Origin of the sequence: Stenotrophomonas chelatiphaga, assembly GCF_001431535.1 — a bacterium.
Taxonomy (GTDB): Bacteria; Pseudomonadota; Gammaproteobacteria; order Xanthomonadales; family Xanthomonadaceae; genus Stenotrophomonas; species Stenotrophomonas chelatiphaga.
In genome coordinates this window covers 41113-59352 of sequence record NZ_LDJK01000018.1, presented here as the reverse complement: position 1 = coordinate 59352, position 18240 = coordinate 41113, and the positions used below count along the sequence as shown (strand labels likewise).

Here is an 18240-nt window from a genome sequence, read left to right as displayed (position 1 = left end):
GCGGCGGGGGGCAAGGCCGGGGCGACGGCTGGTGAGCCGATCACCGCGGCGGTGGTGCTGGCGACCGCCGTGGCCGCGCCCATCATGCCGACCGGGACTGCACTGGCGACGGGGGCTTCGCGCGGGGCCGCGACGGCAACCGGCGCGGCAGCGGCGATTGCCGGCCGAGGGCTGCGGCTGTCGCGCGTGTAGCTGATGACGCTGCATTGCGCCCCGGCGACCCGCTTGCTGACATAGCTGGGCACGCCGTCGGCGCCAACGCACTTGTACAGCGTGCCCGCACTGGCCGGCACGGCAACCAGTGCAGCAACGATGAGCGCCGCGATCCCCAAGATCCCCTTCATGGGCGCGAGTGTCCCAGCTTGTGCGGCCCTTGCCAAGCACGTTGCCCTCAAACCGGGCGTGAAGATCCCGCATCGGCCATCACCGCGGCCAGCCCGCCCAGGCAGGCGACCATCTCGGCGCGCAGCGCCGGGGGCGTGGTGGCGACGTGGAGCGGACGGATTCCCAGGCTCAGGATCTGGCTGGCCAGCATCGCCGGGGTATCCGCGCCCACGTGAAGGATGCAGTGCGCCGGCCCACCTTCCTGCAGCACCCCGCACCACGGCGGCACCTGCGGGGCCAGCTGTTCAAGCGTTCCGGCGAGGTGCACCTCGGCCTTCATCACGAAGGGCGCCTGGCTCACCGCCTGGTGCACCGCTACTTCCGGCGGCACCGACAGCGCGCGACGCATGCCCTGCCCGGGCAGCGACTGCAGGGCGCTGATGCGGTCCACGCGCAGCGTGCGCCAGTCGCCACGACCGTGATCCCAGGCCAGCAGGTACCAGCAGCGGCCGTAGTTCACCAGGTGCTGGGCATCGACCCGGCGGTGGGTCGCTTCGCCGCCGTGGCTCAGGTAATCGAACGCCAGCGGCGCGGCCTGCCGGCAGGCCACGGCCAGCTTGCCGAGCAGTTGGCCGTCGACACTGGGTTTCTGCGCCAGGGTGGCGGTGGCGGCGTGGATCTCGCCGGCCTGCTGGCGGCGTCGGCTGGGCACCAGCGGATCCAGCTTGGTCAGCACCGAACGTGCGGTGTCCTCCATCCCGGCCATGCTCGACGCCGCTGCACGCAGCGCCAGGGCGATGGCGGTGGCCTCTTCTTCTTCCAGCAGCAACGGCAGCAGCGGACCGCCGGCGCCCATCCGGTAGCCCCCGCCTACGCCAGACGAGGCGCGCACGGGATAGCCCAGTTCCCGCAGCCGCTGGATGTCCCGGCGGACGCTGCGCCGGTCCACCTGCATGCGCTCGGCAAGCTCGCCGCCGGACCAGTGCGGCCGGGCCTGCAGCAGGGCGATCAGGCGCAACAGGCGATTGGCGGTATGCGACATGGGCGCGGGCTATCGAGGTCAGAAGTTGTCCGCGATACTGCGCCACCATGGCCGCTCATTCCACTGGAGCGCGACCATGACCACCCGCCACGTCACCCTTTATCACGCCTCCCCGTCGCGTTCGAGCGGGGTGCTGGTCCTGCTTGAAGCCCTCGGCGCGGACTACGCGCTGGAACTGCTCAGCCTGAAGGACGGCGACAACCTGGCGCCGGCCTACCTGGCACTCAATCCGATGGGCAAGGTGCCGGCGATCGTGCATGACGGGGTGCTGGTCACCGAGCAGGTGGCGGTCTACCAGTACCTGGCCGAGCTCTATCCGGAGGCCGGACTGGCCCCGCCCGTCGGCGACCGGTTGCGTGGCCCGTTCCTGCGCTGGCTGGCGTTCTATGGCGCCTGTTTCGAGCCGGCGATGATCGACAAGGCGATGAAGCGCGAGCCGGCGCCGCGCGGCATGTCGCCGTACGTGGACGCGGACACCGTGCTGCGGGTGGTCGAAGAGCAGCTGCAGCAGGGGGATTACCTGCTGGGCGAACGGCTGTCGGCGGCGGATTTCCTGTGGGGCAGCGCGTTGGGCTGGATGAGCGGTTTCGGCCTGCTGCAGCCGGGTCCGGCGACGGCGGCGTATATCGCCCGGATGGCCGCGCATCCGGCTGTCCTGCGCGGGAAAGCGCTGGACGCGGGGTTGGCAGCGGGTTGACGCGCCTGCGGACCGCTGCGCAGGCAACCGGTAGCGCCGAGCCGTGCTCGGCGGAATCCCGCCGCCCACCGCCCGCTGCGCTCGCCGACCCTGGGTCGGCGCTACCGCCCTGCCTTGGTAGCGCCGAGCCGTGCCCGGCGGAATCCCACCGCCCGCGGCCCGCTGCGCTCGCCGACCCTGGGTCGGCGCTACCAGGGCCGTGCCTCCGGTAAACTAGGGGGCCATCACGCCACCCGCCTGGATTGATCGCCATGACCGGGACGCCAGACGTCTTCCTGCCCGCCAGCCCGGGCGACACCGCCCTGCTGCCCCTGCCCGCCGGTCCGCGCAAGCCCGACACCGTGCGCGGCAAGCTGTACATCAAGACCCACGGTTGCCAGATGAACGAGTACGACTCGGCCAAGATGGCCGACGTGCTTGCCGCCAGCGACGGGCTGGAGCTGACCGACCGGCCCGAAGAGGCCGACGTGATCCTGGTCAACACCTGCTCCATCCGCGAAAAAGCCCAGGAGAAGGTGTTCAGCCAGCTCGGCAACTGGAAGGCCTTCAAGAACAACGGCCGTGACGTGATCATCGGCGTGGGCGGCTGCGTGGCCTCGCAGGAAGGCGAAGCGATCATCAAGCGCGCGCCCTACGTGGACCTGGTGTTCGGTCCGCAGACCCTGCACCGCCTGCCGGAACTGATCCGCGCACGGCGCGAGCAGAACCGCCCGCAGGTCGACATCAGCTTCCCGGAGATCGAGAAGTTCGACAACCTGCCTGCCCCGCGCGCCGAAGGCGCCTCGGCGTTCGTGTCGATCATGGAAGGCTGCTCCAAGTACTGCTCGTTCTGCGTGGTGCCCTACACCCGCGGCACCGAAGTCAGCCGCCCGTTCGAAGACGTGGTGGTGGAAGTGGCCGAACTGGCCGCACAGGGCGTGCGCGAGATCAACCTGCTCGGGCAGAACGTCAACGCCTACCGTGGCCCGTATGGCGAAGGCGAGTTCGCCGATCTGGGGCTGCTGATCCGCACCATCGCGGAGATCGACGGCGTCGGGCGCATCCGCTTCACCACCTCGCATCCGCTGGAGTTCAGCGATTCGCTGGTGGACGCCTTCCGCGACGTACCGCAGCTGGCCAACTTCCTGCACCTGCCGGTGCAGGCGGGCAGCGACCGCGTGCTGTCGGCGATGAAGCGCGGCTACACCGCACTGGAGTTCAAGTCGAAGATCCGCAAGCTGCGCGCGGTGCGCCCGGATATTTCGATCAGTTCGGACTTCATCGTCGGCTTCCCCGGCGAGACCGATGCCGATTTCGAGAAGACCATGAAGCTGATCGAAGACATCGGCTTCGACCAGAGCTTCTCCTTCATCTATTCGCGTCGTCCCGGCACCCCGGCGGCGGACCTGGAAGACACGATCAGCGATGCGGAAAAACACGCCCGGCTGTCGCGCCTGCAGGCACGCATCAACCAGCACGCCAGCGGGATCTCCGAGCGCATGGTCGGCACGGTGCAGTCGGTGCTGGTGGAAGGTCCCTCGCGCAAGGACCCCAACGAGCTGAGCGGCAAGACCGAGAACATGCGCACGGTCAACTTCGCCGCACCGCCGCGGCTGGTCGGGCAGTTCGTCGATGTACTGATCACCGAGGCGTACGCCAACTCGCTGCGCGGACGGGTGGTGGAGCGCGCCTGAGCGGTGACGGCACGCGGGCGCTGGCGATGAATTGACCAGCGTACCGCAGCCCTTGCGCGCAGGGGCCTGGTGCGGCTTATCCACACCTTCTTCCCACGCCCGCCCACAGTTCCTGTGGAAAGCGCGGCGCACGCGCGATGCGGTGGCAGTCCCGGCATGACAGCGCTACCCTGTTGTCCCATTCCAAGCCCTGCGGCACGGTCGTTCCGGTCGGTGCCGCCTGACGCAATGACCGCACCTGCCTATCGCGATTTCACCCTGGCCCCGGAAGACACCGAGCGGCTTGCCAACCTGAGCGGCCCCTTCGATGGCCACCTGCGCCAGATCGAACTGAAACTGGGCGTGGAGATCGCCAACCGCGCGCATGTGTTCCGCATCAGCGGACCGGCCGAAGCCGCCGCCGAAGCCCAGAAACTGGTCGAGGCGCTGTACGAAGAGGCCGCCGAAGTCACCTTCGACAGCCAGGCCATCCACCTGCGGCTGAACCAGGCCAACGTGGAGCACATCGCCGAACGCGCCTACGAGGCGCAGGACGTGGCGATCAAGGTCAAGCGCGGCACGGTGCGCGGACGTGGCGCCAACCAGGCCCGCTACCTGCACCAGATCGCCGCGCATGACATCAATTTCGGCATCGGCCCGGCCGGCACCGGCAAGACCTTCCTGGCCGTGGCCAGCGCGGTGGAAGCACTGAACGAATCGCGCGTGCAGCGGCTGATCCTGGTGCGCCCGGCCGTGGAAGCCGGCGAAAAGCTCGGCTTCCTGCCCGGCGACCTGACCCAGAAGGTCGACCCGTACCTGCGCCCGCTGTATGACGCGCTGTATGAAATGCTGGGCGTGGAAAAAGTGGTCAAGCTGCTGGAAAAGAACGTGATCGAGATCGCGCCGCTGGCCTATATGCGCGGGCGCACGCTCAACGACGCGTTCGTGATCCTGGACGAGGCACAGAACACCACCATCGAACAGATGAAGATGTTCCTGACCCGGCTGGGCTATGGCTCCACCGCCGTGGTCACCGGCGACCTGACCCAGACCGACCTGCCCAAGCATGTGAAATCCGGCCTGCGCGATGCCATCGACGTGCTGCGTGATGTCGAAGGGGTGAGCTTCACCTTCCTGGAAGCGCGCGATGTCGTGCGCCATCCGCTGGTGGCCCGCATCGTCACCGCCTACGACCGTCACGACCTGCACGAAATCCAGCCTGGAGCCACCCCATGACCAAGGGTCCCGTCCGCCTTGATGTCGCCGTCAGCTACGCCCTGCCCCGCGCCGGACTGCCTTCGGCGGTGAGTTTCCGCAAATGGGTGGCGGCGGCGCTGAAAGGCCGCATCCGCGAGGCGGATCTTGCCATCCGCCTGGTCGATGCCAAGGAAGGTCAATCCCTCAACCGCCACTACCGCGGCAAGGACTACGCCACCAACGTGCTCAGCTTCCCGGCCGAACTGCCCGAAGGCCTGCCGAAGGGCGTGAAGTTCCCGCTGCTGGGTGACCTGATCATCTGCGCGCCGGTGGTGGCGCGCGAAGCCGACGAACAGGCCAAGGCACTCACCGCCCACTACGCGCACCTCACCGTGCACGGGGTGCTGCACCTGCTTGGCTGGGACCACGAGGACGACAAGGAAGCCGACGCGATGGAACAGCTGGAGCGCGAGATTCTCGCCGAGCTCGGCATCTCCGATCCCTACGCCGGCGAGCGCTGAATCTGTAGTTCACGGCGCTTCCTGGAGGGATGGCGTTCGTGCTTCAATCCCGCCTCGACTCCATGCCAGGAAGGCTGTGATGCTGGAACAACGTCCCACCGCCGTCGCCCCGCTGCTGCTCATCCTCGGCGCGGCCTGCGCGCTGGGGGGAGGCTGGCTGCCGCTGTCGCCCAACAGCGGCATGGCACTGACGGCACTGGGTACCGTCGGGGTGGTACTGGCAGCCGGGCCGGCGTGGCGCTGGTGGGCCCGCACCCTGCAGAGCCTGGGCTGAGCCAACCGCGCTCCGCCTTCGCCACGATTGGTCGTCACCGGCGTGGGGCCGTTATCATCGGGCATGTCCTGCGCCCGCCTGTTGATTGCCATGAAACTGCCCGCCTGCATCGCCCTGCTGACCCTGTTGCCTGCCTTGCCGGCCGCCGCCAATGGGGTGGACATTCCTGCGCTGGTCGAGTGCCGCCAGGGGATCGCCGAGCATGCTGCACTCAGCGCCGCCGCGGCCGATCCGCTGAAGGCAGTGGCCCTGGGCCTGCAGCCGCTGGCGCAGCAGAACCCCTTCATGACCGAGTTCCGCCTGGCCAACCCGACCACCGCGTTCGGCCACCCCACCGACCACATCGCGCTGGCCGGCGCCAGCGTCATGGCGGTGCTGGACCTGGCCGATCCCCGGCCGCTGGCTGCGGGACTGAAGCTGGAGACCGCCTACGACGCCGACGGCAAGTTCATGGCCGGGCGTGAGGTGGTCAGCCGCGACACCACCGACCCGAAGACCGGTGAGCCGATGATCGAATCGATCATCCTGAGCGTGTCCACCGTCCGCAGCCATCCCGGGCAGACCCTGGCCGGCTGCTCCTACAGTCTTGACCTGCCGGCGGAAGAGGAAGGCACGCCCGCCGCAGCCGCCAGCGAGGGCTGAACACGCAGCTCGGTGCCGGCCCGCAGCACCGGGGGGTGACGCGTTGCACGCCCCGCCATCCTGCTAGACTGCGTCCATCGCCCGGCCTGCCGGGTGCCTTTTTTCCCGAGATGTCTGAAGACGACAGTACAAGCTCCGCACAGGAGCACAGTGAGAAGAAACGCAGCTGGCTTGAACGCCTTGGTGCTGCGTTTTCCGGTGAACCGCATACGCGCGACCAGCTGGTTGCGGTGCTGCACACAGCACACGAAGACGGCCTGATTGCGGCCGACACCCTGCGCATGATGGAAGGTGCCATTTCGGTCGCCGACCTGACCGTGGGCGATGTCATGATTTCGCGTTCGCAGATGGTGTCGCTGCCGGTGGAGGCGCCGTTCCTGGAGCTGATGCGGCAGGTGGTCGAGTCCGGCCATTCGCGCTTCCCGGTGCACGGCGACAACAAGGATGACATCCTCGGCGTGCTGCTGGCCAAGGACCTGCTGCGCGGCGTGGTCGCTGACAACGGGCCGGGCAACATCCGCGAGCTGCTGCGGCCGGCGGTGCTGATCCCCGAAGCCAAGCGCCTGAACGTGCTGCTGAAGGAATTCCGCCTGTCGCGCAACCACATGGCGATCGTGGTCGACGAGTACGGCGGCGTCGCCGGCCTGGTGACCATCGAAGACGTGCTGGAACAGATCGTCGGCGAGATCGACGACGAGCACGACGAAGCCGAGGATCCGGCCGCCGGCATCGCCATCCAGGCCGACGGCCAGTACGTGGTGGATGCGCTGACCGCCATCGGCGATTTCAACGAACGCTTCGGCGCCACCTTCCCCGATGATGACTACGACACCATCGGCGGACTGGTCACCGAAGCCATCGGCCACCTGCCGGAAATCGGCGACGAGCTGGCGCTGGACCGCTTCATGTTCCGCGTTGCCCGTGCCGACGCCCGCCGCGTGCAGGCCTTCCACGTGACCGTGCTGCCGGCGGACGAGCAGGAAAACGCTTGAACCTGCGCAGGGCAACGCGGCTGAGCTGCGCGATGGTGGTGCTGATGCTGGCCTGCCTGCTGGGACTGCCCCTGCAGGCGCTGGCGCAGCAGCCGCCCACAGGCCCGGTCGCCGCCGCAGCGACCCAGGCCCCGGTACCGCGCATCGGCGTGGTCACCATGCAACCGGGCACCATCTTCTTCGAACGCTTCGGCCACGATGCGATCGTGGTGGTGGACCCGCTCACCGGCGCCGCCACCTCGTACAACTTCGGTTATTTCGACCCGGGCGAGCCTGATTTCGTCAGCCGCTTCGTGCGCGGCGAGATGATGTATTACCTGGTCGCGCTGCCGCTGGAACAGGACCTGGGCTACTACGACCAAGCCGGCCGCGGTGCCAGCGTGCAGTGGCTCGACCTGGACCCGGCGCAGGCACGTGCACTGGCCGCCGACCTGGCCGAACGTGCCAAGCCGGAGAACGCGCGCTACCGCTACGACTACTACACCGCCAACTGCGCCACGATGGTGCGCGACACCCTGGACAAGGCGCTGGGCGGCGGCCTGCATGCGCAGCTGTCCGGCCGTTCGCGCGGCAATACGTTCCGCAGCGAATCGGTGCGGCTGGCGTCACCGGCGCCCTGGATGTGGCTCGGTTTCGACCTCGGCCTGGGCCCGTTCGCCGACCAGCCGCTGTCCCGCTGGCAGGAAGCGTTCGTACCGATGCGGCTGGCCGACGCGCTGCGCCAGGTGCGCAACAGCGAAGGACGTCCGCTTGTGCAGTCCGAACAACACCTGCTGGCCCATCGCATCGACCCCGAACCGGCCGAACACGCCCGTGCGTGGTGGCCCTGGCTGGTACTGGGCCTGGGGCTGGGCGCCGGCGTGATCGCGCTGCGCCGCCGGCCGCGCCTGCTGGCCGCACTGGCCCTGCCGTTCTGGACCTTCAGCACGATCGCCGGCGGCCTGCTGGTTTTCCTGTGGGGCTTCAGCGACCACCACGCCGCGTGGGCCAACCGCAACCTGCTGCAGCTCTCGCCGCTGTGCCTGCTGCTGCTGCCGGGGGCGATCGGCCTGCTGCGCCGTCGTGCGCCCGGCCGTCTGTTCCGCATAACCCTGTGGAGCGTAGCGCTGCTCTCCCTGGCCGGCCTGGTGCTGCACTGGCTCAGCCTGCAGGCGCAATACAACATCCAGTGGATCGTGCTGCTGCTGCCCGTGCATGCCGCGCTGGCCTGGGTACTCGGCCGGCGCCTGCCGCGATTGGCGCTTCACGCACACTGACGCAGGATACGTGGCATGACCCTGCCCGATACCACCGCCCCCGCTGCGCATAACCCTGCGTGCGTGATCAACTGCGTCCACTACGATGACGATGGCAAGCGCCACGACATCAGCCTGGATGCCATCAGCGACGTCATCGCCAGCGGCAACGGCTTCGTCTGGGTCGGCCTGTACGATCCGGCCGATTCGGTGCTGCTGAAACTGCAGGAAGAATTCTGCCTGCATGACCTGGCCATCGAAGACGCGCGCAACGCGCACCAGCGGCCGAAGGTGGAAACCTACGGCAACTCGATGTTCGTGGTGGTCACCACCGCGCAGATGGTCGACGAGCGCATCCAGTACGGCGAAACGCACGCCTTCGTCGGTCCGCGTTTCCTGGTCACCGTGCGGCACGGCGCGTCGCTGTCCTACGCGCCGGTGCGTGCACGCGTGGAGCGTGAGCCGCACCTGTTGAAGATGGGTCCTTCGTACTGCCTGTACGCGGTGCTGGACTTCGTCGTGGACAACTACCTGCCGATCACCAACCGCTTCCGCGACACGCTGGAGCTGCTGGAAAAGGACATCTTCGCCGAGAACTACAAGCGCAGCACCGTGGTGCGGCTGTATGAACTCAAGCGCGAGCTCAACAAGATGCGCATGGCGGTGGCACCGCTGCAGGACGTGCTGTCGGCCCTCAGGCGCTATCCGTCCGAGTCCGGACTGGTGCCCGATGAGGTCAAGCTGTACATCCGCGACGTGCACGACCATGCCGTCCGGATCAGCGATGTCATCGATACGCTGCGCGAGATGCTGGGCACCGCACTCAGCGTCAACCTGTCGCTGGTCACGCTGGCCCAAGGTGAGACGGTCAAGCGACTGGGCGCCTGGGCCGCGCTGCTGGCGGCGCCGACGCTGATAACCAGCTGGTACGGGATGAACTTCACCCACATGCCCGAACTGGACCAGCCGTGGGCCTATCCGGCGATGATCATCGGCGTCGGCGCGATCTGCGTCGGGTTGTACCGGCTGTTCAAGCGCGTGCGCTGGCTGTAACGCGGCAGCGCCGGGCGCTGCGCGGCGCTGCCACCGACGCCGAGCATCGCTCGGCGCCATGGGTGCGGATCAGGCGACGTAGATCGTCTTGATGTTCATGAACTCATGAATGCCATGCTCGGCCAGTTCGCGACCGAAGCCGGATTCCTTGCTGCCGCCGAACGGCAGCCGCACGTCGCTTTTGACGATGGAATTGACGAAGGCCGCGCCGCACTCCATCTGCTGCGCGAACGCTTCGCCACGCGCGGCATCGGTGGTCCACACACTGCCACCCAGGCCGAAGCGGGTATCGTTGGCCACCTTCAGCGCTTCGGCCTCGTCCTTGACCCGGATCACCGCCGCCACCGGCCCGAACAGTTCTTCGTCGTAGGCCGGCATGCCCGGGCCGACCTGGTCGAGCACCGTCGCCGGATACCCGGCATGGCTGCCGTCCACCGGCTCACCACCGGCCAGCACCCGCGCGCCCTTGGCAACGCTGGCCTGGACCTGCTTGTGCAGTTCGTCGCGCAGGTCGGCACGCGCCATCGGCGCCAGCGTGGTGCGCGCGTCGGCAGGATCGCCATACCGACGCTCGCCGGCGGCGGCAACGAAGCGTTCGGTGAAGGCATCGGCCACGGCCTCGACCACGATGAACCGCTTGGCCGCAATGCAGGTCTGTCCGCTGTTGTCGAAGCGGGACTTCACCGCCGCGTCGATCGCCTTGTCCAGGTCTGCGTCATCCAGCACGACGAAGGCATCGCTGCCGCCCAGTTCCATCACGCACTTCTTCAACTGGTCGCCCGCGTTGGCGGCGATGGAGCGCCCTGCCCGCTCGCTGCCGGTCAAGGTCACCGCTTTCACCCGACGATCGCGCAGGACGTCGGCGGCCTGGTCGTTGTCGATATGCAGCACGTCGAACACGCCGTCGGGCAGGCCACCGGCACGCACCACTTCGTTGATCAGGTCCGCACACTGCGGCACGTTGCTGGCGTGCTTCAGCAGGGCCACGTTGCCGGCCATGAAGGCCGGGGCGAGGAAGCGGAATACCTGCCAGATCGGGAAATTCCACGGCATCACCGCGAACACGCAGCCGATCGGCTCATAGCGCACATAGCTGCGCTGTGCCTCGGTATCGATCAACTGCGGCTTCAGGTAATCGGCAGCATGGTCGGCGTAGTACTCGCAGGCGGCCGCACACTTTTCCACTTCGGCCAGCGCTTCGACCTTCAGCTTGCCCATTTCGCGGGTCATCGCACCCTGGATGTCGTCCTTGCGCTCACGCAACTGGGCACCAATGGCGCGCAGCACCGCAGCGCGTTCCTGCAGCGACGTGGCCGACCACGCCGGGAAGGCGCCGGCGGCAGCCTGCAGGCGCTGTTCGATCCCGGCCTTGTCCAGCAGCTCATGGCGGTAGTCGACGCGGCCGGTGGTGGGGTTGACGATCTCGACGGTCATGGAGGGCTCCTGTAAGTCAGGCCTCCATTCTGCGCCGCCCACCGTGAGCCGGATGTTGCCGGATCGGCTGCCTTGGCGCCCCACGGTGCGACCGGATGTCGCGCCCGTCTGCCGGCCAGGGGTGAGCCGTGCGAATCAACGGTAGCCGTCAATCCGCGACCCACTTCCCTCTTACGGCGCCAGTCACAGGCGGTGAAACTTCTTGTGCGCGAACGGTCCGGTCAGCGCCATCCACACCTTTCAAACAGGCCCACGAGGAGACGCCATGTTCAAAAAGATCATCATCGTCAGCACACTGCTGGCGCTGACCGCCGCCGCCGCGCTGGCCAGTCCCACGCCGCAGACCCAGCCGGACCGGCCATACGCCGGCATCGGCAGGGTCGTGGAGGTGGATTTCGGTGAGAATGTCTTCGAGCTGCGGTTCGAAAAGGATGGCCGCACCATGACCTATGTCGGCATCCGCGGTCCCGAGCTGGGCGAAACCGAAACCGTGGAGTACACCGCCATCGCCACGGCGCCGGACCAGTACCTGCTCTATTGGACCGAGCCGGTCCACCGGGCGACCGTGGTGCAGGTCCAGGACTGGTACGGGCGCCGGGTCCATACCAATATCACCGGCGAAGGACTGGAGTTCACCCACCTGAGCGGAACACTGCGCGACAAGGGGCCGCGCTGATCGATCAACCCGGACAAGCGGCAGCTGGCGGCACGCCAGCGCCGGTCATCAGCCATTGTCCTGGCGCGCCAGCAGCAGGTCGCGCTGGCGCCGTTTCTCACCGCGCGCGGTCACATACCAGCCGATCACCGCCGCCACCGCCACCGCCGAAACCATCAGCGTGGCCAGCGCGTTGATCTTCGGACTGATGCCCATGCGGACCGAGGCGAACACCTTCATCGGCAAAGTGGTGGAACTGGGCCCGGCCACGAAGCTGGCGATCACCACGTCGTCCAGCGACAGGGTGAAGGCCAGCAGCCAGCCGGCCAGCAGGGCCGGGGCAATGATCGGCAGGGTGATCTTCAGGAACACGGTCAACCGGCTCGCACCAAGGTCCATCGCTGCCTCTTCCAGCGAGATGTCCAGTTCCTGCAGCCGCGATGACAGCACCACCGTTACGAAGGACAGGGTGAAGGTCACATGGGCGATCCAGATCGTGGCCGCGCCGCGCGCCGGGAAGCCGGGAATGCCGCCCATCGACACCAGCAGGGTCATCAGCGAAAAGCCCAGGATCACGTCCGGCATCACCAGCGGCGCGGTGATCAGCGCACTGAACGCGGACTTGCCGCGGAAGTGCCGGAAGCGGGTCATCACCATGGCCGCCATCGTGCCCAGCACGGTGGCCGCACACGCCGTCCAGAACGCCACCTTCAGGCTCGTCCACAGCGCATCCATCAGGGCGCGGTCGTTGAAGAGTTCGCCATACCAGCGGGTGGAAAAACCGGCCCACACCGTGGCCAGCCGCGAGCTGTTGAAGGAGAACACCATCAGCAGCAGGATCGGCAGGTACAGGAAGGCAAACCCCAGCGCCAGCGCGCCCCAGCCCATCCAGCGGTAACCGCGCATCGTGCTCATGCCTGCTTTCCTTCCAGCACGCGCTGCTGCGAACGGTTGAACAGGAAGATCGGCACCAGCAGCAGCAACAGCATCACCACCGCCACCGCCGAGGCCACCGGCCAGTTGCGGTTGTTGAAGAACTCACCCCACAGCACGCGGCCGATCATCAGCGTGTCCGGCCCGCCCAGCATTTCGGGAATCACGAATTCGCCCACCGCCGGGATCATCACCAGCATGCAGCCGGCGATGATGCCGGCCCTGGACAGCGGCAGGGTAATGCGCAGGAAGGCCTCCCACGGCTTGGCGCCCAGGTCGTAGGCGGCTTCCAGCAGGCGCTGGTCATGCTTGACCAGGTTGGCATACAACGGCAGCACCATGAACGGCAGGTAGCAGTACACGATGCCGATGTAGGCCGCGGTCGGGGTGTACAGGATCTGCAGCGGCTGGTCGATCAGGCCGATCTTCAGCAGCAGCTGGTTGAGCAGGCCATTGCGGTCCAGGATGCCGATCCAGGCATACACGCGGATCAGGAAGGACGTCCAGGACGGCAGCACCACCAGCATCATCATGATGTTGCGCGTGGACGGCTTCATCCGCGCGATCGCATAGGCCATCGGGTAGCCGATCAGCAGGGTCAGCACGGTGGAAATGGCGGCGATCTTGAACGAGCTGACGTAGGCCAGCACGTACTGCTGGTCACGCACCAGCTGCAGGTAGTTTTCCAGGTTCAACTTCAGCGCCAGTGCGCCATCGACGTACTGCAGCAGCCACGTGTACGGCGGCGAGCCCACCTGGGTGTGCGCGAAGGAGATCATCAGGATGATCACGAACGGCACCGCGAAGAACAGCAGCAGCCACAGGTACGGCACGCCGACCACCGCGTCGCGCAGTCCGGGCATCCAGCGCTTGCGCACGGCCGCGCTCATGAGGTCAGCACCACGCCGTCGTTGTCGCGCCAGTGCACCCAGACCTCATCGCCCCAGGTCAGGCCATCGCTGGCCCAGCGCTGGGAATTGGCGAAGTTGGCCATCACCTTGGCCCCGCTCGGCAGGCGCACGTGGTAAACCGAATGGCTGCCGAAGTAGGCGATGTCCTCGATCACGCCCTGGGCCTTGTTGGTGTGCCCTTCCGGCTCGTCCTTGCCGATGATGATCTTCTCCGGGCGCACCGCGAAGGCGACCGGCTGGCCCTCGTAGCAGGTGATGCCGTGGCCGATGTAGATCGGCGCGGGGAATGCCGGCGAGCGCACGGTGACGTACTCCGGCAGGTCCTCGTCGATCACCCCTTCGAACGAATTCACCGAGCCGATGAAGCCGGCGACGAAGCGGTTGGCCGGCTGCTCGTAGACCTCATCCGGCTTGCCCACCTGCTGGATCCAGCCGGCGTCCATCACCGCGATGCGGGTGGCCATGGTCATCGCCTCTTCCTGGTCATGGGTGACCATCACGCAGGTCACCCCGGAAGTTTCGATGATGTTGACCAGCTCCAGCTGCATCTGCGAGCGCAGCTTCTTGTCCAGCGCGCCCATCGGCTCGTCCAGCAGCAGCAGCTTGGGCCCCTTGGCCAGCGAACGGGCCAGCGCCACGCGCTGCTGCTGGCCACCGGACAGCTGGTGCGGCCGGCGCTTGGCCAGCGAGGTCATGTGCACCAGCTCCAGCATCTCGCCCACCCGGCGGCGGATTGCGTCCCCCGCCAGCCCATCCTGCTTCAGGCCGAAGGCGATGTTCTGCTCCACGCTCATGTGCGGGAACAGCGCATACGACTGGAACATCATGTTGACCGGACGCTTGTACGGCGGCAGCGCCACCAGCGGCTGGCCGTCGAGCACGATGCTGCCCCTGGTGGGCGTTTCGAACCCGCCTAGGCAACGCAGCAGCGTGGATTTGCCGCTGCCCGAGCCACCCAGCAGGGCGAAGATCTCGCCCTTGCGCACGTCCAGGTTGACGTCGTCGACCGCGACGAAACCGTCGAATTCCTTGCGCAGGTCGCGGATGGACAGGTAGCCGGGCTCGCCGTGGGTATCGATGACGGCGGCTTCCGGCAGGGCTTCAGCGGGCATGGGGGGCTCCGGGAGCGGATGGTGGACAGCGGCGCCATTCTAGCCATGCCCGTGCCGAGGCGACATGACGGCAGTTGGCGGCCTGCAGCGGGGACGTCCCCGCGTTGCGGCACGGACGTGGGCGGCGGGCCGCAGCGGTCAACGGCCGGTTTTGATTTCCGTCCACAAGCGGGTGTACAGCTTGTCGGTTTCCGGGGTGTTGATCGAATAGGTGAACATCTTCTCGGCCACGTCCGCCGGCGGGTAGATGGTCGGGTCGTTACGGATCGCCTCGTCCACCAGCGGCGTCGCCTCGCTCACCGGGTTGCCGTAATGGATGAAGTTGGTGTTGGCCGCGGCGACCTTCGGTTCCAGCAGGTAATTGATGAACTGATAGGCCGCTTCCGGGTTCTTGGCATCCTTCGGGATGGCCAGCATGTCGAACCACTGCGGCGCGCCTTCGCGCGGGATCGAATAGGCCACGTGCACGCCGTTAGCCGCTTCTTCGGCGCGGTCACGCGCCTGGATGATGTCGCCCGACCAGCCCACCACCAGGCAGGTACCGCCGTTGGCCAGCGAGCCCACGTACTGCGAGGAGTGGAAGTTCTGCACGTACGGGCGGATCGACTTCAGCAGCTCGGCGGCCTTCTGGATGTCGGCCGGGTTGTTGCTGTGCGGGTCCAGACCCAGGTAATGCATCGCCACCGGAATCATGTCGGCCGGGGTGTCCAGCAGGGTCACGCCGCAGTCCTTCATCTTGGCGATGTTTTCCGGCTTGAACACCAGGTCCCAGCTGTTGGCGATGTCGGCGCTGCCGCCGAAGCGTTCCTTCAGCATGTCCACGTTGTAGCCGATACCGGTGGTGCCGATCATGTACGGCACGCCGTACTTGTTGCCCGGGTCCTGGGTGGCGATGCGCTCCATCACCTTCGGGTCCAGCTTGGCCAGGTTGGGGATCTTCGCCTTGTCCAGCGGCAGGAACACGCCGGCCTGGATCTGCCGGCCGAAGAAGTTCAGCGTCGGCACCACCACGTCGTAGCCGCTGTTGCCGGCCAGCAGCTTGGTTTCCACCATCTCGTCACTGTCGAACACATCGTAGGTGACCTTGATCCCGCTCTGCTTTTCGAAGTTCGGGATGGTGTCTTCGGCGATGTAATCGCTGTAGTTGTAGACATTCAGGACCTTGCCGTCCTGCGCGGCGCCGTTGCCACCGCCGCCACAGGCGGCAAGCAGGGCGGCGGAAAGACCGAGCGTGAGGGTGCGCAGCTTCATGGGAGGGGGCTCCATAGCGGGGTGGGGGCCGATTGCGGCCTGCAGACGGGTGCCAGCCTAACGCCGCAGCGCCGGAACTGGTAGCGCCGGGCCATGCTCGGCGGGCTGTGTCCCATGTCTAGACATTCAACAGCAGGAACTCGCGTTCCCATGAACTGATGACCCGGAAGAAGGTCTCGTACTCCTTGCGCTTGACTGAAATGTAGGCCCTGCAAAAGCGTTCGCCGAGCAGCGCCTGCAGTTCGGCGCACTGCTCCAGGCCGTCCAGCGCCTCGCCCAGCGATCGCGGCAGGTCGTACCCCAGTTCCTTGGCGCTGCCGCTGACCGGCGCATCCGGGGCCAGCTGGCCGCGCAGGCCCAGCAGCCCGCAGGCCAGGGTGGCGGCCATCGCCAGGTACGGGTTGGCATCGGAGCCGGCAAAGCGGCTTTCCACCCGCATGTTGTCCGGGGTGTCCATCGGCACGCGCAGGCCGCAGGTGCGGTTGTCGAAGCCCCAGTGCACGTTGCTCGGCGACACCTCGCCAAACACCAGCCGGCGGTAGGAGTTCACGTTGGGCGCGAAGAACGCCATCGCCTGCGGGGCGAACTTCTGCAGCCCGCCCAGGTAATGCCCGAACACCGGGCTGAACTCCCCTTCCCCATCGCCATCGCCGGCAAACACGTTGGCCCCGTCGCTGATCCGCAGCAGGCTCTGGTGGATGTGCATGGCGCTGCCCGGCTCGTTTTCCATCGGCTTGGCCAGGAAGGTGGCGTACACCCCGTGGCGCATCGCCGCCTCGCGCATGGTGCGCTTGAACAGGAACACCTGGTCGGCCAGGTTCATCGCACCGGCGTGGGTGAAGTTGACTTCCAGCTGTGCCGCGCCGGATTCGTGGATCAGCGTGTCCACGTCCAGCTTCATCGCATCGGCGTAGTCGTACATCAGGTCGAGGATCGGATCGAACTCGTTCACCGCATCGATGGAATAGCTCTGCCGCGCGGTCTCCGGGCGGCCAGAGCGCCCAGCAGGCGGCAGCAGCGGGAAGTCCGGATCGGTATTTTTCTGCACCAGGAAGAACTCCAGCTCCGGTGCCACCACCGGGCGAAGGCCCAGTTCGGTGTAGGCATCCAGTACGCGGCGCAGCACGTTGCGCGGCGCCAGTTCGTGTGGCTGGCCGCTCTTGGTATAGCAGTCGTGGATGATCTGCGCGGTCGGATCGGTCGCCCACGGCACCATGCGCACGGTTTCCGGGTCCGGGCGCAGCACCATGTCCGAATCCGAGGGCGAGGTCAGTTCGTAGTAATCATCCGGATAGTCACCGGTGACGGTGGTGGCGAAGATGCCCTCCGGCAGGCGCGTGCCGTAATCATGGGAGAACTTGTCCGCCGGGATGATCTTGCCGCGCGCGATGCCGGTGATGTCCGGCACCAGGCACTCCACTTCGGTGATGCGGCGGTCCTTCAGCCAGCGCAGCAGGCTGCTTTCCTGCGCATCTTCCTCCGTTGGCATCCTGCGCGTGCGGCTGTCGGTACTCATGCGGAATCCTGTTGACGTCGTTGTCGCTGCCGGCAAGCTTGGCCGAATGCGTGGAACACAGCGTGATAGAAGGGATTGTGGGTGACGCGCCACTCCGGATGCCACTGCACGCCCAGCACGAAGGAATGCCTGCGGCTGCGTGCCGCCTCGACCAGGCCATCGTCGGCGTGCGCTTCGGGCAGCAGCGCATCGGCCAAGCTGTCGATGCCCTGCCCGTGTACCGAATTGACCACCGCCGAACGCGCACCGTGCCACTGCGCCAGCCAACCGCCGGCGACCAGCGCGATGCTGTGCGCCGGACCGTACTGCACCTCGACCGAGGCCGCCGGGTCTTCGCGGTGGTCATGCCGTCCCTCCACCCTGTGTACCTGCGGATGCAGCGTGCCGCCCAGGGCGACGTTGAGTTCCTGGAAACCACGGCAGATCGCCAGCACCGGCAGGTCGGCGGCCAAAGCATGTACCAGCAGCGAAAACGCGGCGCCGTCGCGCGCAGGATCATGCAGGTTGCCCGGCCAGGTACGACCGCCGGCGTAATGCTGCGGTTCGATGTTGCTCACCGCGCCGGTCAGCAGCAATCCGTGCACGCGTGACAACCAGTCGCCCGCAGGCAGCGGCGGCTGCAGCGAGGGCAGCAGCACCGGCGTGACCGCGGCTGCATCCACCAGCGCGCGCACGTACTTCTCCCCGGCCATCGCGAAACGGTGGTGGCCCTGCAAGCTGCTGTCGGTCGGCAATCCCACGAGGGGCGGAAGGCGCATGCGAAGGTCCTCGGCGCTGCCCACACGGTAACCCCGGCAGA

18 protein-coding genes and 1 pseudogene are annotated in these 18240 nt (G+C 67.1%); 10 read left to right on the top strand and 9 right to left on the bottom strand.

All coding sequences use genetic code 11. The annotated features are described in order from the left end of the window. Together ABB28_RS18235 and ABB28_RS06030 are read right to left on the bottom strand one after the other, a co-directional pair. Positions 1 to 344: pseudogene (locus ABB28_RS18235) on the bottom strand (lytic transglycosylase domain-containing protein); the annotation flags it as partial. A 47-nt stretch (positions 345 to 391) separates the two neighbouring features. Further along, positions 392 to 1366, bottom strand: a complete 975-nt coding sequence (locus ABB28_RS06030; RefSeq protein WP_057507778.1) for a helix-turn-helix transcriptional regulator — start codon at positions 1364 to 1366, stop codon at positions 392 to 394. 76 nt (positions 1367 to 1442) lie between these two features. Between ABB28_RS06030 and ABB28_RS06025 the strand changes: the two genes are divergently transcribed. The 9 genes from ABB28_RS06025 to ABB28_RS05985 all read left to right on the top strand — a co-directional run bounded on the left by ABB28_RS06025 (position 1443) and on the right by ABB28_RS05985 (position 9629). Continuing rightward, a complete protein-coding gene (locus tag ABB28_RS06025) occupies positions 1443 to 2063 on the top strand; it encodes a glutathione S-transferase family protein (protein ID WP_057507777.1) in 621 nt (206 codons plus the stop codon). 251 nt (positions 2064 to 2314) lie between these two features. Beyond that, entirely contained in the window at positions 2315 to 3736 is a 1422-nt protein-coding gene (gene miaB / locus ABB28_RS06020; protein ID WP_057507776.1) for a tRNA (N6-isopentenyl adenosine(37)-C2)-methylthiotransferase MiaB, read from the top strand. Between the two features lie 228 nt (positions 3737 to 3964). Beyond that, the gene (locus ABB28_RS06015; protein WP_057507775.1) at positions 3965 to 4951 is read left to right on the top strand and encodes a PhoH family protein; all 987 of its coding nucleotides are present in this window, start codon (positions 3965 to 3967) and stop codon (positions 4949 to 4951) included. Further along, positions 4948 to 5433 (top strand): rRNA maturation RNase YbeY, encoded by a 486-nt coding sequence (ybeY, locus tag ABB28_RS06010; RefSeq protein ID WP_057507774.1) that lies wholly within the window; start codon positions 4948 to 4950, stop codon positions 5431 to 5433. Before ABB28_RS06015 ends, ybeY begins: the two co-directional genes overlap by 4 nt. Positions 5434 to 5512: 79 nt before the next feature. Next, positions 5513 to 5707 carry a hypothetical protein gene (locus tag ABB28_RS06005; RefSeq protein WP_057507773.1) on the top strand — a complete coding sequence of 65 codons (195 nt, stop codon included), beginning with the start codon at positions 5513 to 5515 and terminating at the stop codon, positions 5705 to 5707. Positions 5708 to 5797: 90 nt separating this feature from the next. Further along, positions 5798 to 6349 carry a hypothetical protein gene (locus tag ABB28_RS06000; RefSeq protein ID WP_057507772.1) on the top strand — a complete coding sequence of 184 codons (552 nt, stop codon included), beginning with the start codon at positions 5798 to 5800 and terminating at the stop codon, positions 6347 to 6349. Positions 6350 to 6459: 110 nt separating this feature from the next. Next, on the top strand, positions 6460 to 7341 hold the full coding sequence (locus ABB28_RS05995; protein WP_057507771.1) for a CorC family transporter: 882 nt from the start codon (positions 6460 to 6462) through the stop codon (positions 7339 to 7341). A 32-nt stretch (positions 7342 to 7373) separates the two neighbouring features. Then, positions 7374 to 8597: a lipoprotein N-acyltransferase Lnb domain-containing protein gene (locus ABB28_RS05990; protein WP_057507770.1), complete on the top strand. Its 1224-nt coding sequence runs from the start codon at positions 7374 to 7376 to the stop codon at positions 8595 to 8597. Positions 8598 to 8612: 15 nt separating this feature from the next. Then, positions 8613 to 9629: a magnesium and cobalt transport protein CorA gene (locus ABB28_RS05985; RefSeq protein WP_057507769.1), complete on the top strand. Its 1017-nt coding sequence runs from the start codon at positions 8613 to 8615 to the stop codon at positions 9627 to 9629. 69 nt (positions 9630 to 9698) lie between these two features. Here the strand turns inward: ABB28_RS05985 and ABB28_RS05980 are convergent, their stop codons facing one another. Further along, entirely contained in the window at positions 9699 to 11063 is a 1365-nt protein-coding gene (locus ABB28_RS05980) for an NAD-dependent succinate-semialdehyde dehydrogenase (protein ID WP_057507768.1), read from the bottom strand. A gap of 265 nt (positions 11064 to 11328) precedes the next feature. Here ABB28_RS05980 and ABB28_RS05975 point away from each other — a divergent pair, with 265 nt between their 5' ends. Continuing rightward, a complete protein-coding gene (locus tag ABB28_RS05975; protein WP_057507767.1) occupies positions 11329 to 11739 on the top strand; it encodes a MoaF-related domain-containing protein in 411 nt (136 codons plus the stop codon). A gap of 48 nt (positions 11740 to 11787) precedes the next feature. On the opposite strand, the gene ABB28_RS05970 is transcribed toward ABB28_RS05975, so the two are convergent. The 6 genes from ABB28_RS05970 to ABB28_RS05945 form a co-directional block, all read right to left on the bottom strand. Further along, positions 11788 to 12633, bottom strand: coding sequence for an ABC transporter permease subunit (locus ABB28_RS05970; RefSeq protein ID WP_057507766.1), 846 nt, complete (start codon positions 12631 to 12633; stop codon positions 11788 to 11790). Next, positions 12630 to 13541, bottom strand: coding sequence for an ABC transporter permease subunit (locus ABB28_RS05965; RefSeq protein WP_057507765.1), 912 nt, complete (start codon positions 13539 to 13541; stop codon positions 12630 to 12632). The genes ABB28_RS05970 and ABB28_RS05965 overlap by 4 nt, the downstream gene beginning before the upstream one ends. Further along, entirely contained in the window at positions 13538 to 14674 is a 1137-nt protein-coding gene (locus ABB28_RS05960) for an ABC transporter ATP-binding protein (RefSeq protein ID WP_057507764.1), read from the bottom strand. Before ABB28_RS05960 ends, ABB28_RS05965 begins: the two co-directional genes overlap by 4 nt. 138 nt (positions 14675 to 14812) lie before the next feature. Beyond that, positions 14813 to 15925 carry a polyamine ABC transporter substrate-binding protein gene (locus tag ABB28_RS05955; RefSeq protein ID WP_057507763.1) on the bottom strand — a complete coding sequence of 371 codons (1113 nt, stop codon included), beginning with the start codon at positions 15923 to 15925 and terminating at the stop codon, positions 14813 to 14815. 118 nt (positions 15926 to 16043) lie between these two features. Next, on the bottom strand, positions 16044 to 17441 hold the full coding sequence (locus ABB28_RS05950) for a glutamine synthetase family protein (RefSeq protein ID WP_057507762.1): 1398 nt from the start codon (positions 17439 to 17441) through the stop codon (positions 16044 to 16046). Beyond that, positions 17438 to 18199, bottom strand: coding sequence for a gamma-glutamyl-gamma-aminobutyrate hydrolase family protein (locus ABB28_RS05945; RefSeq protein ID WP_057507761.1), 762 nt, complete (start codon positions 18197 to 18199; stop codon positions 17438 to 17440). The genes ABB28_RS05950 and ABB28_RS05945 overlap by 4 nt, the downstream gene beginning before the upstream one ends. Positions 18200 to 18240 lie beyond the last annotated feature (41 nt).

Coding starts and splice junctions, on each gene's coding strand:
- ABB28_RS06005 (WP_057507773.1), top strand. CDS start 5,513: ATGCTGGAACAACGTCCCACCGCCGTCGCCCCGCTGCTGCTCATCCTC.
- ABB28_RS05990 (WP_057507770.1), top strand. CDS start 7,374: ATGGTGGTGCTGATGCTGGCCTGCCTGCTGGGACTGCCCCTGCAGGCG.
- ABB28_RS06025 (WP_057507777.1), top strand. CDS start 1,443: ATGACCACCCGCCACGTCACCCTTTATCACGCCTCCCCGTCGCGTTCG.
- ABB28_RS06030 (WP_057507778.1), bottom strand. CDS start 1,366: ATGTCGCATACCGCCAATCGCCTGTTGCGCCTGATCGCCCTGCTGCAG.
- ABB28_RS05955 (WP_057507763.1), bottom strand. CDS start 15,925: ATGAAGCTGCGCACCCTCACGCTCGGTCTTTCCGCCGCCCTGCTTGCC.
- ABB28_RS05985 (WP_057507769.1), top strand. CDS start 8,613: ATGACCCTGCCCGATACCACCGCCCCCGCTGCGCATAACCCTGCGTGC.
- ABB28_RS05970 (WP_057507766.1), bottom strand. CDS start 12,633: ATGAGCACGATGCGCGGTTACCGCTGGATGGGCTGGGGCGCGCTGGCG.
- ABB28_RS05975 (WP_057507767.1), top strand. CDS start 11,329: ATGTTCAAAAAGATCATCATCGTCAGCACACTGCTGGCGCTGACCGCC.
- ybeY (WP_057507774.1), top strand. CDS start 4,948: ATGACCAAGGGTCCCGTCCGCCTTGATGTCGCCGTCAGCTACGCCCTG.
- ABB28_RS06000 (WP_057507772.1), top strand. CDS start 5,798: ATGAAACTGCCCGCCTGCATCGCCCTGCTGACCCTGTTGCCTGCCTTG.
- ABB28_RS05965 (WP_057507765.1), bottom strand. CDS start 13,541: ATGAGCGCGGCCGTGCGCAAGCGCTGGATGCCCGGACTGCGCGACGCG.
- miaB (WP_057507776.1), top strand. CDS start 2,315: ATGACCGGGACGCCAGACGTCTTCCTGCCCGCCAGCCCGGGCGACACC.
- ABB28_RS06015 (WP_057507775.1), top strand. CDS start 3,965: ATGACCGCACCTGCCTATCGCGATTTCACCCTGGCCCCGGAAGACACC.
- ABB28_RS05980 (WP_057507768.1), bottom strand. CDS start 11,063: ATGACCGTCGAGATCGTCAACCCCACCACCGGCCGCGTCGACTACCGC.
- ABB28_RS05995 (WP_057507771.1), top strand. CDS start 6,460: ATGTCTGAAGACGACAGTACAAGCTCCGCACAGGAGCACAGTGAGAAG.
- ABB28_RS05960 (WP_057507764.1), bottom strand. CDS start 14,674: ATGCCCGCTGAAGCCCTGCCGGAAGCCGCCGTCATCGATACCCACGGC.
- ABB28_RS05945 (WP_057507761.1), bottom strand. CDS start 18,199: ATGCGCCTTCCGCCCCTCGTGGGATTGCCGACCGACAGCAGCTTGCAG.
- ABB28_RS05950 (WP_057507762.1), bottom strand. CDS start 17,441: ATGAGTACCGACAGCCGCACGCGCAGGATGCCAACGGAGGAAGATGCG.